General features: G+C 66.2%; 12 protein-coding genes and 1 pseudogene. 7 read left to right on the top strand and 6 right to left on the bottom strand.

Features of this window, described 5'->3' with window-relative positions:
• Positions 1–37 precede the first annotated feature (37 nt).
• From rpsA to IM760_RS07595, 6 genes are all read left to right on the top strand, one after another.
• Positions 38–1,717, top strand: coding sequence for a 30S ribosomal protein S1 (gene rpsA / locus IM760_RS07620; RefSeq protein ID WP_204428050.1), 1,680 nt, complete (start codon positions 38–40; stop codon positions 1,715–1,717).
• A gap of 69 nt (positions 1,718–1,786) precedes the next feature.
• Positions 1,787–2,137: an integration host factor subunit beta gene (ihfB, locus tag IM760_RS07615; protein ID WP_204428049.1), complete on the top strand. Its 351-nt coding sequence runs from the start codon at positions 1,787–1,789 to the stop codon at positions 2,135–2,137.
• A gap of 22 nt (positions 2,138–2,159) precedes the next feature.
• Positions 2,160–2,399: a DUF1049 domain-containing protein gene (locus IM760_RS07610; RefSeq protein WP_204428048.1), complete on the top strand. Its 240-nt coding sequence runs from the start codon at positions 2,160–2,162 to the stop codon at positions 2,397–2,399.
• Positions 2,396–3,574: a lipopolysaccharide assembly protein LapB gene (gene lapB / locus IM760_RS07605; protein WP_204428047.1), complete on the top strand. Its 1,179-nt coding sequence runs from the start codon at positions 2,396–2,398 to the stop codon at positions 3,572–3,574. The genes IM760_RS07610 and lapB overlap by 4 nt, the downstream gene beginning before the upstream one ends.
• Positions 3,571–4,266 carry an orotidine-5'-phosphate decarboxylase gene (gene pyrF, locus IM760_RS07600; RefSeq protein WP_204428045.1) on the top strand — a complete coding sequence of 232 codons (696 nt, stop codon included), beginning with the start codon at positions 3,571–3,573 and terminating at the stop codon, positions 4,264–4,266. The genes lapB and pyrF overlap by 4 nt, the downstream gene beginning before the upstream one ends.
• Before the next feature lie 101 nt (positions 4,267–4,367).
• Positions 4,368–4,700, top strand: a complete 333-nt coding sequence (locus tag IM760_RS07595) for a ComEA family DNA-binding protein (protein ID WP_228234242.1) — start codon at positions 4,368–4,370, stop codon at positions 4,698–4,700.
• Between the two features lie 131 nt (positions 4,701–4,831).
• Here IM760_RS07595 and nth read toward each other — a convergent pair whose 3' ends face one another.
• From nth to rsxB, 3 genes and pseudogenes are all read right to left on the bottom strand, one after another.
• Positions 4,832–5,470 (bottom strand): endonuclease III, encoded by a 639-nt coding sequence (gene nth, locus IM760_RS07590; protein ID WP_204428043.1) that lies wholly within the window; start codon positions 5,468–5,470, stop codon positions 4,832–4,834.
• A gap of 217 nt (positions 5,471–5,687) precedes the next feature.
• On the bottom strand, positions 5,688–6,218 hold the full coding sequence (locus IM760_RS07585) for a glycine zipper 2TM domain-containing protein (RefSeq protein WP_204428041.1): 531 nt from the start codon (positions 6,216–6,218) through the stop codon (positions 5,688–5,690).
• 499 nt (positions 6,219–6,717) lie between these two features.
• A pseudogene (rsxB, locus tag IM760_RS19115) lies at positions 6,718–7,116 on the bottom strand (electron transport complex subunit RsxB); the annotation flags it as partial.
• A 271-nt stretch (positions 7,117–7,387) separates the two neighbouring features.
• On the opposite strand from rsxB, the gene IM760_RS07575 reads away from it, so the two are divergent.
• Entirely contained in the window at positions 7,388–7,849 is a 462-nt protein-coding gene (locus IM760_RS07575) for a Spy/CpxP family protein refolding chaperone (protein WP_228235357.1), read from the top strand.
• A 66-nt stretch (positions 7,850–7,915) separates the two neighbouring features.
• Here IM760_RS07575 and IM760_RS07570 read toward each other — a convergent pair whose 3' ends face one another.
• From IM760_RS07570 to IM760_RS07560, 3 genes are read right to left on the bottom strand one after another with little or no spacing between them, the layout of a single operon-like run.
• Positions 7,916–9,817: a metallophosphoesterase family protein gene (locus IM760_RS07570; protein ID WP_204428038.1), complete on the bottom strand. Its 1,902-nt coding sequence runs from the start codon at positions 9,815–9,817 to the stop codon at positions 7,916–7,918.
• Between the two features lie 12 nt (positions 9,818–9,829).
• Positions 9,830–11,851, bottom strand: coding sequence for a methionine--tRNA ligase (metG, locus tag IM760_RS07565; RefSeq protein ID WP_204428037.1), 2,022 nt, complete (start codon positions 11,849–11,851; stop codon positions 9,830–9,832).
• A gap of 60 nt (positions 11,852–11,911) precedes the next feature.
• Positions 11,912–14,692: a 7TM diverse intracellular signaling domain-containing protein gene (locus IM760_RS07560; RefSeq protein ID WP_204428036.1), complete on the bottom strand. Its 2,781-nt coding sequence runs from the start codon at positions 14,690–14,692 to the stop codon at positions 11,912–11,914.
• Between the last annotated feature and the right edge of the window lie 36 nt (positions 14,693–14,728).

The following is a 14,728-nucleotide window of genomic DNA, read 5'->3' as shown; positions in this document are numbered from 1 at the left end:
ATACCTGCTGGTTGGTATGTGTATCACGAGATTATCCATGACTGAATCTTTTGCCGAACTTTTCGAAGAAAGCCTTAAGGACCTGGACGTTGCCCGCGGTTCCATCATCAAGGGCACCGTGGTCGCCATCGACAGTGACTGGGTCACCGTCAACGCCGGTCTGAAGTCCGAAGGCATCATCGCCCGCAACGAATTCATCAGCGAGAGCGGTGAGCTGGAAATCGCCGAAGGCGACGAAGTGGAAGTGGCGGTCGACGCCATCGACGACGGTATGGGCTTCACCCGCCTGTCCCGTGAGAAAGCCAAGCGCGCCGAAGTCTGGGCCGAGCTGGAAGTGGCTTTCGACAAGGACGAAATCGTCAAGGGTCAGATCTCCGGCAAGGTCAAGGGCGGCTTCACCGTCGACATCGGCCCGATCCGCGCGTTCCTGCCCGGCTCCCTGGTGGACATCCGTCCGGTTCGCGACGTCACCCACCTGGAAGGCAAGGACCTGGACTTCAAGGTCATCAAGCTGGATCCGAAGCGCAACAACGTGGTGGTTTCCCGCCGCGCAGTCATGGAAGCTGAACACTCCGCCGAGCGCGAAGCGCTGCTGGAGTCCCTGCAGGAAGGCATGGTGGTCAAGGGGATCGTCAAGAACCTCACCGACTACGGTGCGTTCGTGGATCTGGGCGGCATCGACGGCCTGCTGCACATCACCGACATGGCCTGGAAGCGCATCAAGCATCCCAGTGAAATCGTCGAAGTGGGCCAGGAAATCGAGATCAAGGTTCTCAAGTTCGACCGCGAGAAAATGCGCGTGTCCCTGGGCCTCAAGCAGCTGGGCGAGGATCCGTGGCACGACATCGTGCAGAAGTACCCGGAAGGTTCCAAGGTCCGTGCCCGCGTCACCAACCTCACCGATTACGGCTGCTTCGCCGAGATCGAGGAAGGTGTGGAAGGTCTGGTTCACGTCTCCGAAATGGACTGGACCAACAAGAACATCCACCCCTCCAAAGTGGTAGAGATCGGCGACGAAGTGGAAGTGATGATCCTCGATATCGACGAGGACCGCCGCCGTATTTCCCTGGGTATCAAGCAGTGCATGGCGAACCCGTGGGAATCCTTCGCCGAGAACTACCAGAAGGGCGACCGCATCACCGGCAAGATCAAGTCCATCACCGACTTCGGCATCTTCATCGGCCTGGAAGGCGGTATCGACGGCCTGGTGCACCTGTCCGACATCTCCTGGGAAGAGCAGGGCGAGGAAGCGGTGCGCAGCTTCAACAAGGGTGACGAGCTGGAAACCGTGGTCCTGTCCATTGATGCCGAGCGGGAAAGAATTTCCCTTGGAATCAAGCAGTTGACAGACGATCCGTTTGCTCAGTATGTTGCTGCGAATGAGAAGGGCAGCATCGTCAAGGGTACGGTGAAGGAAGTGGACGCCAAAGGCGCCACCATCGACCTGGCCGACAACGTGGAAGGCACCCTGCGTGCCAGCGAAATCAGCCGCGACCGCGTCAACGATGCCTCCGAGGTTCTCAAGGTGGGCGACGAGGTGGAAGCACGCATCACCAACGTCGACCGCAAGAACCGCATCATCAATCTGTCCGTGCGTGCCAAGGATCAGGTACAGGATCGCGAAGCCATGGACAACCTGCAGAATCAGGACGCCAATGCACCGAAGACCATCGGTGACCTGATCAAGCAGCAAATGGAAAACAGCAACGAGTCATAACGGCTCCTCCCCGGGGGCCGGCCAACCGGCCGGCCCCGCTGGGCAGGGAGCCCAGGGGAGAAGGTTGCAATGGCGTCAGCGTTAACGAAGTCGAAACTGATAGCCCGGATTTCCAAGCAAAACGACCACTTGTCTCCCAGGGATGTGGAGCTCGCCGTCAAAACCCTGATCGATTACATGGCCGACACCCTGTCCGAAGGGGGCCGCATCGAGATCCGCGGGTTTGGCAGCTTTTCCCTTCATTTCCGCGCCCCGCGCGTGGGCCGCAATCCCAAGACCGGCGCCAGCGTCAAGCTGGACGGCAAATACGTTCCGCACTTCAAGTCCGGCAAGGAACTGCGTGAACGGGTCAACGATTCCATGATCGATGGTGAAGGCGACGGCCGCGATGGTTCCCGGGGCGAGACCGCCCACGGCTGATCCCGCCGGACAGGACGAAGTGATGCGAAATCTCTACCGAATTTGTTTGATTCTGGCGCTGCTGGCGGTGTTCGTCGCGGCGTTTTTGTTTGTGACCGCCAACACCCAGCTGGTGACCCTGGCGATGCCGGTGACCGGCTGGCAATGGCAGGTGACCCTGGGCGCCCTGGCGGTGCTGTTGCTGGCTCTGGGGCTGTTGCTGGGGCTGCTCACCGGACTGGGCCTGCGCGGAGTACGTGGTCTGTTCGGGTCCCGTTCATGAGCGAACCGCTTTGGCTGATTCCGCTGTTCTTTTTCGCCATCGCCACGGGCTTCTACCTGGGGCGGCGGGAAGGCAAGCGCCGCCAGCGCCGGCGCATGGAATCCCTGTCCCAGGAGTACGTGGCGGGGCTCAACTTCCTGCTCAATGAAGAGCCGGACAAGGCCGTGGAGGCCCTGCTCAACAGCCTGGAAGTGTCCGATCAAACCCTGGAAACCCACCTCAGCATGGCGCGGCTGTTCCGCAAGCGCGGGGAGTTCGACCGGGCCACTCTGATTCATTCCCACCTGCTGGAACAGGGCGAACTGCCGCGTCCCACCCAGGAGCAGATTCAGCTGGAGCTGGCCGAGGATTATCTGGCCGGCGGCCTGTTCGACCGGGCCGAGGAAGTGCTGTTGGAAATGCTCGACCAGGATTGCGAAAAGCGCGAGCAGGTGATCCGCCAGCTCACGCATCTCTATGAACAGGAACGCGACTGGACCAGCGCCATTTCCATGGGTGAGCAACTGGTCAAGTCCGACCCCAAGATGGGCCCGATCCTGGCCCATTACTGCTGCGAGGAAGCCGACGGCCAGATCGCCCGGGGCGAGCTGGCGCCGGCCCGTCGCATGCTGCGCCGGGCGCTGGGCTTCGACAAGCAGTGCGTGCGCGCCAGCGTGGTGCAGGGCCGGCTGGAAATGCGCGAGGAGCAATGGGCCGACGCCATCGACGCTTTCAAGCGCATCTGGCAGCAGGACAAGGCCTTCTTCGACGAGGTGCTGGATGAGCTGCGCCAGTGCTACCAGCGCCTGGAAAAGGAAGAGGAGTTTATCCGCCTGCTGGCCGACTTCAGCGCCGAGGAGCCTTCCACCGCCCGGGTGCTGCTGCTCTCCGACCAGCTGCGCGAGCGCTACGGCGACCGTGAGGCGGCGGACTTTATCGCCGATTACATGAAGGCCAACCCGTCGGTGCGCGGCCTGCACCGCATCATCGACATGAATCTGCAGGTGTCCGCCCAGGGCGAGGCCCGCGAGCATCTGGGCATGCTCAAGGAGCTCACCGAGCGGCTCACCTCCGACAAGACCGTCTACCAGTGCCGCCGCTGCGGCTTCCAGACCCCGCTGCTGCAATGGCGCTGCCCGAGCTGCCGCCGCTGGGGCACCATCAAGCCCCGTTCCGAAGGAGGCAGCAAATCGTGACCGCCGAAAGCCCCATTATCGTTGCCCTGGACTACGACGCCGCCGACCCGGCTCTGGCCATGGCCGACCGGCTGGATCCGGCGCGGGTGCGGGTCAAGGTGGGCAAGGAGCTGTTCACCCGGGCCGGCCCGGCGGTGGTGGAGGCCCTGGCCGCCCGCGGTTTCGAGGTGTTTCTGGACCTGAAATTCCACGATATCCCCAATACCGTGGCCGGGGCGGTGCGCGCCGCCGCCGATCTGGGGGTGTGGATGGTCAATGTGCACGCCAGTGGTGGCGGGCGCATGCTGGACGCCGCCCGGGAGGCGCTGGCCAATCGTCAGACCCGCCCCCGGTTGATCGCGGTGACCGTGCTGACCAGCCAGACCGAAGCCGATCTGCGCGAAATCGGGCTCACCGTGAGCGCCGAGGAGCAGGTACGCCGGCTGGCCCTGCTGAGCCACGACCACGGCCTCGACGGCGTGGTCTGTTCCGCCCGCGAGGCGCCCCTGCTGCGCCAGGCCTGCGGCCCGGACTTCGACCTGGTGACGCCGGGCATCCGTCCGGAAGGCAGCGCCGGCGACGATCAGCGCCGGGTGGTGACACCGGCCCGGGCCCGGGACCTGGGCGTCAGTCATATGGTGATCGGCCGACCCATCACCCGTGCGGAAAATCCTACAGCGGTCGTGGACGATATCCTACAAAGTCTTTCCTAGACGTCCCGCGTTCACTCGCCGAATCGGCTGACAGGCGCTCCGCGTCGTTTTCCCTACAGTGGTCAGACCTTCACAAGGATGACCTGAAAGGGAGATCAACGATGCGAATGTTCAACTTCTTCATACCCAGCCCCCGCCTGGGCCGCGCCTTGCTGCTCGGCACCCTCCTGGCCGCCGGCGTGCCCTGGGCGCAGGCGGCGCCGGAGGCGACGCCGGCGGCGGACAGCCCGGCGGCCGCCACGGCCTCCATCAACCTGAACACCGCCAGCGCGGAGCAGCTGCAGCAGCTGCGCGGCATCGGCCCGGCCATGGCGGCGCGGATCGTGGACTGGCGCGAGCAGGAGGGCCCGTTCACCTCGGTGGACCAGCTGATGGCGATCAAGGGGATCGGCGAGAAGACGCTGGCGCGCTTCCGTGACCGGCTGACGCTTTGAGGTGCTCGCGCCAACGGCGCTTTTAGCGCGGGGTGACCGCTTGTTCGTCCATGGCAAGCCCAACTCTCCTTGGCCCCGCGCGTCCGGCTATCCTGCCCCGGGATAGCCGGCTTTTTCATATCGGCTTATCGTCAGGCCGGGCGCTGGCTGAGGGGGAACTCGCACAGGTCGGCGATGATGCATTCGCCGCATTTCGGTTTGCGTGCGGTGCAGGTGTAGCGACCGTGCAGAATCAGCCAGTGATGGCAGTCGCGCTTGAATTCCTCCGGCACCACGCGCATCAGGCGGTTTTCCACCTCGACCACGTTTTTTCCCGGCGCGATGCGGGTGCGGTTGCTGACCCGGAAAATGTGCGTGTCCACGGCAATGGTGGGTTCGCCGAAGGCGGTATTGAGCACCACGTTGGCGGTTTTGCGGCCCACGCCGGGCAGCGCTTCCAGGGCGGCCCGGGAGCGCGGCACCTGACCGTCGTGTTTCTCGATCAGCTGGTCGCACAGCTTGATGACGTTGCTGGCCTTGGAATTGAACAGCCCGATGGTCTTGATGTACTCCTTCAGCCCGTCCACCCCCAGGGCACGGATCGCCGCCGGGGTGTTGGCCACCGGAAACAGCCGCGCGGTGGCCTTGTTGACGCCCACGTCGGTGGCCTGGGCGGACAGCACCACCGCCACCAGCAGCTCGAAGGGGGTGTCGTAGTTCAGTTCGGTGGTGGGAGCCGGGCGCTGGTCGCGCAGCCGGCGAAAGATCTCGGTGCGTTTTTCCCGATTCATGGTTGGCGGTTCCGGCCTGATCGACGAAAACGCGCAGTATAAAGAGATTGGATACAGGATGCAGGATACAGCGCGGGCCGGGTTTGGTGGGCCGGTAAAGCCCTGCCGGCGCTTAACGGCGTTTAAGCGCCCTTGGGCCAGTAAGCGCGGGCAGGGCCGTCCTGACGGCTCGGCCTAAAACCGCGCTGTATCCTGAATCCTGCATCCTGTATCGCTTCTAGTCTGTAACCACTTTGCCGTTTTCCACCGGCAGACGGTCGCCGGGCTCGTCGTCCATGCGCACCGTGTGCGTCTGGCCGTCGAGACGGTAGGTCACGTTGTAGCCGTTTTTCTCGGTGCGGGTGTTCATCACCGTCTGGCACCGTTCCTCGGTGGTGGTGTAGGTGTTGTTTTTCTGCATGTGTTCCTGGGTTTTGTTGCCGGCATAGCCACCGGCGATGGCGCCGGCGGCGGTGGCCGCGTCCTTGCCGCTGCCGCCGCCGAACTGGTGCCCGATGACGCCGCCGACCACGGCGCCAATGGCGCTGCCGGCGATCTGATGCTCATCCTTCACCGGCTTCTGCCGCTGCACGGTGACCTGCTCGCAGCGCTGCTCCGGTTCCTGATAGCTCTTGGTGGCGGGTTCCACCTTGACCACCTCGGCGTAGCGATCCGCGTCGCCGCCCAGGGCCTGAAAGCCGGCGTAACCCACGCCGACCACCGCCAGGGTGCCGACCACGGCCAGGGCGACGGTTGCTGAATTATTCATAACGGCCTCCTTCTTCCTTATTGGATTTGGCTTGGCCGTAGTTTTAACGGAATCGGAACGTGAACGTTGTATAAGGTGGTTAAAAAACCCGCCCGGGTTCTCAATCCCGCGAATTGGCCGCCTCGAACGCTTCCAGCTGGCGTCGGGCCTGCTCGGCCCGGGCGGCCATGGCATCCACCCGTTCCTGCATGGCCTCGAGCTGGCCGGCGCCCTGGCGGCGGGCCCGTTCCAGCGCCGCCCGCGCCTCCTTGCATTGCTTGCTGGCGCGGTTGTAGGCGGTGGTCAGCTTGAGCCGCTGCCGCCGCGGATCGGGCGCCGCGTCCGCCGGCGACGCGGCCGCGGACCGCCGGCGCTCCGTTTGCTGTTGTCGCGCCAGACGGGCCCGGCTCTGCTCCGCCTTGCGGGCCTGTTCCCGGGCCAGGCGCGCCTCGCGGGCCTCGAAACGGGCCCGGGCCTGGTCGGCGCGGGCGCGGTCCGCCGGCGCGTCCGGCTGAAACGGTGTCGCCGATACGGTCAGCATGTCGATGCAGTCCACCGGGCAGGGCGGCACGCACAGATCGCAGCCGGTGCACTCGTCGGTGATCACCGTGTGCATGCGCCGCGCGGCGCCGACAATGGCGTCCACCGGACAGGCCTGGATGCACTTGGTGCAGCCGATGCACTCGTCCTCGCGGATCACCGCCACCTTCCTGGCGGTGGCGTTGTCATAGCCGCGCTCGTCCAGGGGCAGCGGCGGGCGGTCCAGCAGCTCGGCGAGCGCGTCGGCGGTGCCCTGGCCGCCCGGCGGGCAGCGGTTGTGCGCCTCGCCGTCGGCCACCGCGCGGGCATAGGGCCGGCAACCCGGGTGGCCGCATTTGCCGCACTGGGTCTGCGGTAACAGGGCGTCGATGCGTTCTACTTCAATGGCGCGGCCGCCGTGAAACGGGGTGTCTGTCATGGCATCCGGTCGGTTGTGGCGCGGGGTGGGCGGCAGTTTAGCAAAATTTTCCGATTCCCCGAGACCCCCTGGAAGCCGCGCCATTGCCGGGCCCCGCCGGACCCGCCCGGGGTCCGGGCCGCTCACGGCGGGCAAAACGTGCGGAACGGGGATGAAGTTCCGCTGCCCCATCGGGTAGGGTGATTCCCTCACTGCGGATCACCGATCCGAGATTGGCTGAATGGAGAACCATATGACGACCGTTAAGCGACTGAGTATCGCGATGCTGATGGCCCTGGGGGTAAGTGGTACCGCCCTGGCGCAGCAAGGCCCGGGAATGGCCCAGGGTGATCAGGTGGATCAGCTCGACCAGCTGGTGAGCCTGAGCGCCGACCAGAAAAAGGAGATGCGTGAGCTGATGCAGGACTCCGAGGCCAAGATCAACAGCAAGCGCATGGAAGCCCAGGAGCTGCAGCAATCGCTGAGCAGCCAGATCGGTCCGGATTACGACGAGGACAAAATCCGTGACGACGCCGAGGAACTGGGTGAACTGACCGGCGACATCGCTGCCGAGACCGTGCTGCTGCAGGCCCGGATTCAGGAAAACCTGACCGAGGAGCAGCGCAACACCCTGGAAGAGCGTGCCCGCCAGCAGCGCGAGCAAATGCGCCAGATGCAGGAACAGATGCGCCAGCAGCAGGGCCAGCAGCAGTAATCGCTGTCCCCGGCGCACCAGAAAAGAAGCGGCCCGCGGGCCGCTTTTTTTATGCCCGCCGGCGTGTCAAAGCGGATGAAAATCCACGTCCTCGCCGTCCACGCTCAGATGCTGGATGCGTTCCGGACGGCCCTGGTCGTCCAGGGTGACCAGGCCGATGCCGGCGCCGTTCCAGAGGCGCTCGCCGGCGTCGCGGCGGTCCGGGGCGAAGGGGTCCACCGCCATGGGCCGGCGCTGGGTGAACCAGTTGAGCGGTGAACGGGGCGAATAGAGCCAGCGGTTGAGCCGGTCGAACAGGGTCAGCAGGCGGTGCGGGAAGGTGTTCTTCAGGCCGCTGTCGGTGAGCTGCCAGACACTGGGGCCGCCGTCCCGCTGCCGGATGCGCACCCGGTAAACGAAGGAATAGTGCACGTCCCCGGACAGGATCACGTAGTTCCCCGGCGTCCGGGAGTGGCGGAAGATATTCAGCATCACCCGGGCGGCGCCCCGGTGCGCCATCCAGTTTTCCGCGTCCACGGTGAGCGGCTTGCCCGCCAGGGTGAACAGCTTCTGCACCGTCTCGATCAGCTTGACGCCGAAGATCGGCGCCGCCGAGACGATCACCACCGAGGTCTCGCCCAGCAGCGCCTGCTGAAATTCGCTGAGTGCCTCCCAGTCCATCAGCCCGGAGGGCCGGCCGGCGTGCCGTTCGCTGCGCCAGCGCCGGGTGCGGGTGTCCAGCACCACCAGCTTGGGGGTGCCGGGCAGCTCGTAGTGCCAGTGCTGGAAGGCCAGCAGCCGGGCGATCAGTTCGGTGTGGCGCGGGTCGTCCAGGCGCCCCCGGGCGCGGGCGTCGGCGAGCAGGGCGCGGGTGTCCGGCAGCAGCGCGGCCACGGCGTCCGGGTCGTTGCCCCAGCCCTGGCAGAGCAAATAGGCGATCAGGGCGTTGCCGATGATCTGCCGGGAGAACGGGTGGCCGTAGGCGCTGCGCTCCCAGGCGGCGGTCAGGTTCCAGTCGTCGGTGATGTCGTGGTCGTCGAAGATCATCAGGGTGGGCAGCTGGGCCATCACCCGGGCCGCCGCCGGCAGGTCCGCCACGAAGGCGTCGATGATCGGCTGCTGGCGGTCATATTCCTCGGCCTGCTCGTCGTCCAGCGCCGGCCGGACCGGGCGGATGCGGCGCCAGGGCTCGGGGGACCAGACCAGCAGATAGAGCGCGACCATCTCCGACAGGGTGATCAGGTGCCGATGCGCGTGGTCGGAGGTGAACACCGGCTTTTCCACGCCGCCGAAGAAGCGCTCGCGCAGGGCCTCGTTGGATTCCAGGGCCGGCAGCAGCCGTTCCCGGTTGTGGTTGTCCGGATGGTCGAAGAGGTCGGCGCTGTCGGTGACGCGGGCGCCGCTCAGGTCCTCATCGGGCAGTCCCAGTGCCCGCACCAGCGCCTGCACGGCGCTGAGCATGGGCCCGGCCACGTCGTCCACATAGACCTGATCGCCGGTGAGCAGCAGCAGCGCCGGGCGCCGGCTCACCGAGGCCGGGTCGGCGGCCAGATGCCGGTCGGCGCGGGCCAGGCCGTCACGCTGGGGATGGTGGGGTTTGCGGCAGGAGCCGTAGAACAGCTGCCGGCGGCGCCGGTGCAGGACGAACGCCGGGCGCGTCTGGCCGGGGTAGAGCAGATGGGGCGCCCAGTCGGCCACGCCCCCCAGGCCGTCCAGGCGCAGGTCGTAGCCGATCAGGGTGTCCTCGGGCAGCGGCGGCTCCGGTGCCAGGTCGATCAGATGCAGATGGGCCTGTTCGCCCAGCGGTATCACCTGGCAGTGCGGTTCCTCCAGGGGCCACCGGCGCGTGGCGGCCTCAGTGCCTTCCCACAGCGCCAGCTGTCCGCTCAGCGGCCGTTCCGCCACCAGCCACAGCACCAGGCGGCCGGCTTCCAGCCGGCGCAGCAGGGGGCCGGCAAGCACCGGAGAACGGTCGGCCGGGGAACACATGGACGCCGCCGGTCAGCGGACCTCCATGCCCGGTTGCGCGCCGCTGTCCGGCGACAGCAGGAAGATGTCCTCGCCGCCGGGGCCGGCGGCCAGCACCATGCCCTCGGAGACGCCGAACTTCATCTTGCGCGGCGCCAGGTTGGCCACCAGCACCACCATCTTCCCTTCCAGGTCCTCGGGGGCGTATTTGGCCTTGATGCCGGCGAACACGTTGCGCTGGCCCAGCTCGCCCACGTCCAGGGTCAGCCGCAGCAGCTTGTCGGCGCCGTCCACGTGTTGCGCCTGGACGACCCGGGCGGCGCGCAGCTTCACTTTGAGGAAATCGTCGATGCCGATCGGCGCCTCTTCCTCCGTGGCCTTGTCGTCGCCGGCGGCGGCCGCCGGTGCCGGGTTGGTCTCCCGGGAGTCGGCCAGCACCGCCTCGATCTGGGCCATGTCCACGCGGTTCAGCAGCGGGTTGAACTTGTTGATCTCGTGTTCCAGCAGCAGGGTGGCGCTGTCCGCCCAGGTCAGCGGCGGGATATTGAGAAACGCCTCGGCGCGCTCGGCCAGCCCCGGCAGCACCGGTTTCAGATACAGCACCAGCAGGCGGAACACGTTGAGGGCGGTGGTGCAGATTTCCAGCACCTCCTGCTCGCGCCCTTCCTCCTTGGCCAGGGACCAGGGCGCCTTGTCGGCGATGTAGCCGTTGGCGTGGTCGGCCAGGGTCATGATCTCGCGCATCGCCTTGCCGAATTCCCGTTGTTCATAGAAACCGGCGATGGTGGCGGCGGCCTGCTGGGCTTCCTGCACCAGCAGCGGGTTGTCCGGGTGGGCGCTGAGCGTGCCGCCGAACTTCTTGACGAAGTTGCCGGTGCGGCTGGCGATATTGACCACCTTGCCCACCAGGTCGGTGTTCACCCGCTGGGCGAAGTCCTCCAGGTTCAGGTCGAAGTCGTCCACCCGGCTGTTGAGCTTGGCGGCGAAGTAATAGCGCAGGTATTCCGGATTCAGATGGTCCAGATAGGTGCGCGCCTTGATGAAGGTGCCCCGGGATTTGGACATCTTGGCGCCGTTGACGGTGACGAAGCCGTGGCTGTAGATCGCCGTGGGCTTGCGCAGGCCGGCGCCTTCCAGCATGGCCGGCCAGAACAGGCCGTGGAAGTTGATGATGTCCTTGCCGATGAAGTGGTACAGCTCGGCGTCGGAATCCGCCTTCCAGTAGTCGTCGAAGTCCAGGCCTTCGCGATCACACAGATTCTTGAAGCTGGCCATGTAGCCGATCGGCGCGTCCAGCCACACGTAGAAGTATTTGCCCGGGTAGCCGGGAATCTCGAAGCCGAAGTAGGGCGCTTCCCGGGAAATGTCCCAGGGGTGCAGCTCCTCGATCCACTCCTGCAGCTTGTTGGCCACGCCTTCCTGCAGGGAGCCGGAGCGGGTCCACTGGCGCAGCAGCGGCTCGAACTGGGGCAGGTCGAAGAACAGCTGGGTGGTCTGCTTTTCCACCGGCGTGGCGCCGCTCACCGCGGAATAGGGGTCGATCAGCTCCGACGGGGAATAGGTGGCGCCGCACACCTCGCAGTTGTCACCGTACTGGTCCGCCGCGCCACATTTCGGGCAGGTGCCGCGCACGAACCGGTCGGACAGGAACATGCCCTTTTCCGGGTCGTACAGCTGGGTGATCTCCTTCTCGACGATGTAGCCGGCGTCCTTGTTGCGCTGGAAGATCATTTCCGAGAACTGGCGGTTCTCCGGGCTGTGGGTGCTGTAGTAGTTGTCGAAACGGATCTGGAAATCGGCGAAATCCCGTTCGTGGTCGGCTTTCACCTTGGCGATCTGCTGCTCCGGGGTGACGCCGTTCTCCTCCGCCTTGAGCATGATGGCGGTGCCGTGGGCGTCGTCGGCGCAGACGTACAGACAGTTCTGCCCGTTCAGCTTCTGGAAGCGCACCCAGATGTCGGTCTGGATGTATTCCAGCAGATGGCCCAGGTGGATCGGGCCGTTGGCGTAGGGCAGGGCGCTGGTGACCAGGATCTTGCGGGGAGTGTCGCTCATGGGGCCTTCGCGGTCGGCGGAAAATCGGGACCGGTATGATACTGGTCCGGGGGCGGCTTTTCAGCCCCCCGCGCCGCTCAGCGCCCGGTTGCGTTGCAGCGCCTCCAGCACCTGATCCCGGGACACCGGCTTGCTCAGGTAATCGTCGACGCCGGCGTTGCGGGCCTTCTGCACGTAGTCGCCGGTGGCGTGGGCGGACAGCGCGATGATCCAGCACGGGTCCACGTCCCGCTCCTGTTCCAGCCGGCGGATTTCCCGGGTGGCGTCGTAGCCGTCCATCACCGGCATCTCGCAGTCCATGAAGATCACGTCCCAGTTGCCGGGGGTCTCCTCCTGGCGCCGCACCGCCTGGGCGCCGTCGGTGAGCAGGGTGGCCTGGATACCGATGGAGCGCAGAATGCTGTCGATCACCAGCTGATTCACCGCGTTGTCTTCCACCACCATCACGTTCAGCCGCGACAGGCGCGGCAGGCGCTCGCCGCTTTCCACCGGCGGCGCGCCGGCGGCGGCCTCCTCCCGTTCGCGCAGTTGGGTGGAGAGGCTGTGTTTGAGCGCCCGCGACGACACCGGGGTCTCCACCAGCAGCAGGTCGCCGGGCAGTTCCCCGGTGATCTCCGCGCCGGTGGCCTGCAGGATCAGCAGCGGCGGGTTGCCGAGCCGCTGGCGGATGGCCATCAGCTCGGTGCGCCGCGCCAGGTTGGGCTCCGAGGCAAGCAGGATGTCGGTTTCCGGCGGCTCGTCGTTGAGCGCCGCCAGGGCCTGGTCGCAGTCGGCGTACTCCTGCACCGACAGGCCCCAGCGGGTCATCAGCTGGGACAGGCTCAGCGCCAGGGAGGCGTCGTGGCTGATCATCACCGCCCGGTGGCCGGCCAGGGCCTTTTCCGGGCGGGCCGGCTCCCGGGCCACGGTGGGCAGGGTCACCCAGAAGGTGGCGCCCCGGCCCAGCGAACTGGACACGCCGATCTCACCGCCCAGCAGCTCGGTGAGCCGCTTGCAGATGGTCAGGCCCAGGCCGGTGCCCTGCATGCGATGGCGGTGGGTGCGGCCGCTCTGCCCGAACACCTGGAACAGGTTCTGCTGCTGGGCCTCGTCCAGACCGATGCCGGTGTCCACCACTTCCAGCATCAGCACGCAGTGGCCCTGTTCGTCCGGCGGCTGGCGCACTCCCAGGTGCAGCGCCACCTGACCGTGGTCGGTGAACTTGTAGGCGTTGCTGAGCAGGTTGGTGAGCACCTGTTTGACGCGGATCGGATCGGTATGGATGCGGCGCGGCACCCGGGAATCGACGAAGGTGTACAGCGACACGCCGGTCTCCGAGGCGCGCAGGGCGAACAGGCGCACGCAGTCGTCCAGCAGTTGCTCCACGTCCACGTCCTGGTATTCCAGCTCCAGCTTGCCGGATTCGATGCGCGAGTAATCGAGGATGTCGTTGATCACCGTCACCAGGGACTGGGTGGACTGGTGGATGGTGTCCACGTACTGGGCCTGCTGGGTGCTCAGGGCGGTGCGCCGCAGCAGGTCGGTCATGCCGATGATGCCGTTCATGGGCGTGCGGATTTCGTGGCTCATGGTGGCCAGGAACTCGCTTTTGGCCTGGTTGCGGGCGCCGGCCTTGAAGGCGTCCATTTCGGCGATGGCCTTGTCGCGCACGGACAGGGCGTGGGCTTCCTTGAGCCGGTTGATGCGCCGCGCCAGCGCCAGCGACAGCAGCACCACTTCCAGGAACACGCCGGCCTGCAGCAGGTTCTCGGTGAGATCGGTGCGCGGCAGCACGCCGTATTTGTTCAGCGACATGGCGGCGGCGCCGACGATGAAGCACAGCCAGGCGGCGGTGAAGATGCGCGCGTCCGGGTCGCCGGCGGCGGCGCGCAGCACGCCGGCCAGCAGGATGCTGAAATCCATGGCCAGGATCGCCAGCACCGCCAGCGGAATCAGCCAGTGACGATCCACGAAGGGCGCCGCCAGCAGCAGCACCACGCCGGTGCCCACCAGCGCCTTGAGCAGCCGGGCCAGGGGCGGCGCCCGCTGGGGCAGATCCAGAAAATGCAGGGTGAAGAGGGTCGGCAGAATCACCAGCACCGGCAGCAGATAATGCAGCACATAGCGGCTCAGCAGCGGCGCGCCCGGCCACAGGTATTTCTGCGCGTAGCCGTGCAGCACCGCCATGAACAGGGTGATCGCCAGGGACCAGAGCACGTACAGCAGGTAGGCTTTCTCGCGGATCGAGAAAAACAGCGACAGGTTGTAGAGGATCATCACCAGCATGCCGCCGAAGAACAGCCCCTGCACCAGGGTGTGGCTGAGCAGCGCTTCGTCCAGGGCGGGCTTGCTCATCAGCTTCAGAGGCAGTTGAATGCTGTGCGGGGAGACCACTTCCATCAGCACGGTGCGCTCGGCGCCGGGGGGCAGCGTCAGCGGAAACGACGGCAGCGCGCCGTTGCCGGGGCGCACGTCGAAGGCCCGGTCCATGCCGGCCTGGTAATGCAGGGGCTCGCCATCGCCGCCGAGCACGTACACATCCAGCTCGCCGAGCATGGCGTACTCCACCACCAGCCGCCAGTTCAGGGTCTGGTCGGTGGCGTTGCGCACCGGCAGCCGGAACCAGCAGCGGTCGCGGGTGAAGCCGAGATTGGGCATGCCGTCGGTGGCGCGCCAGGGCCAGGCGTCCGGGTCACGGCGCAGGCTGGCCAGATCCGGGGCCTGGTCGCCGGGCAGGCAGAAATAGCCCAGCGCCGGGTAGGGGCGCAGGCTGTCGGAACGGCCGTCGATGACCGCCGCCGGCGGCGCCGAGGCCTGGCCCCAGGCCAGGGCCGGCAACAGCCCGATCAGAAGGATCAGCACGGCGAACCGCGAAAGGGATGAAACAGCGTCCTGCAC

Origin of the sequence: Alloalcanivorax marinus (assembly GCF_016906305.1) — a bacterium.
Classification (GTDB): domain Bacteria; phylum Pseudomonadota; class Gammaproteobacteria; order Pseudomonadales; family Alcanivoracaceae; genus Alloalcanivorax; species Alloalcanivorax marinus.
This window is presented reverse-complemented; position numbering and strand designations above follow the sequence as displayed.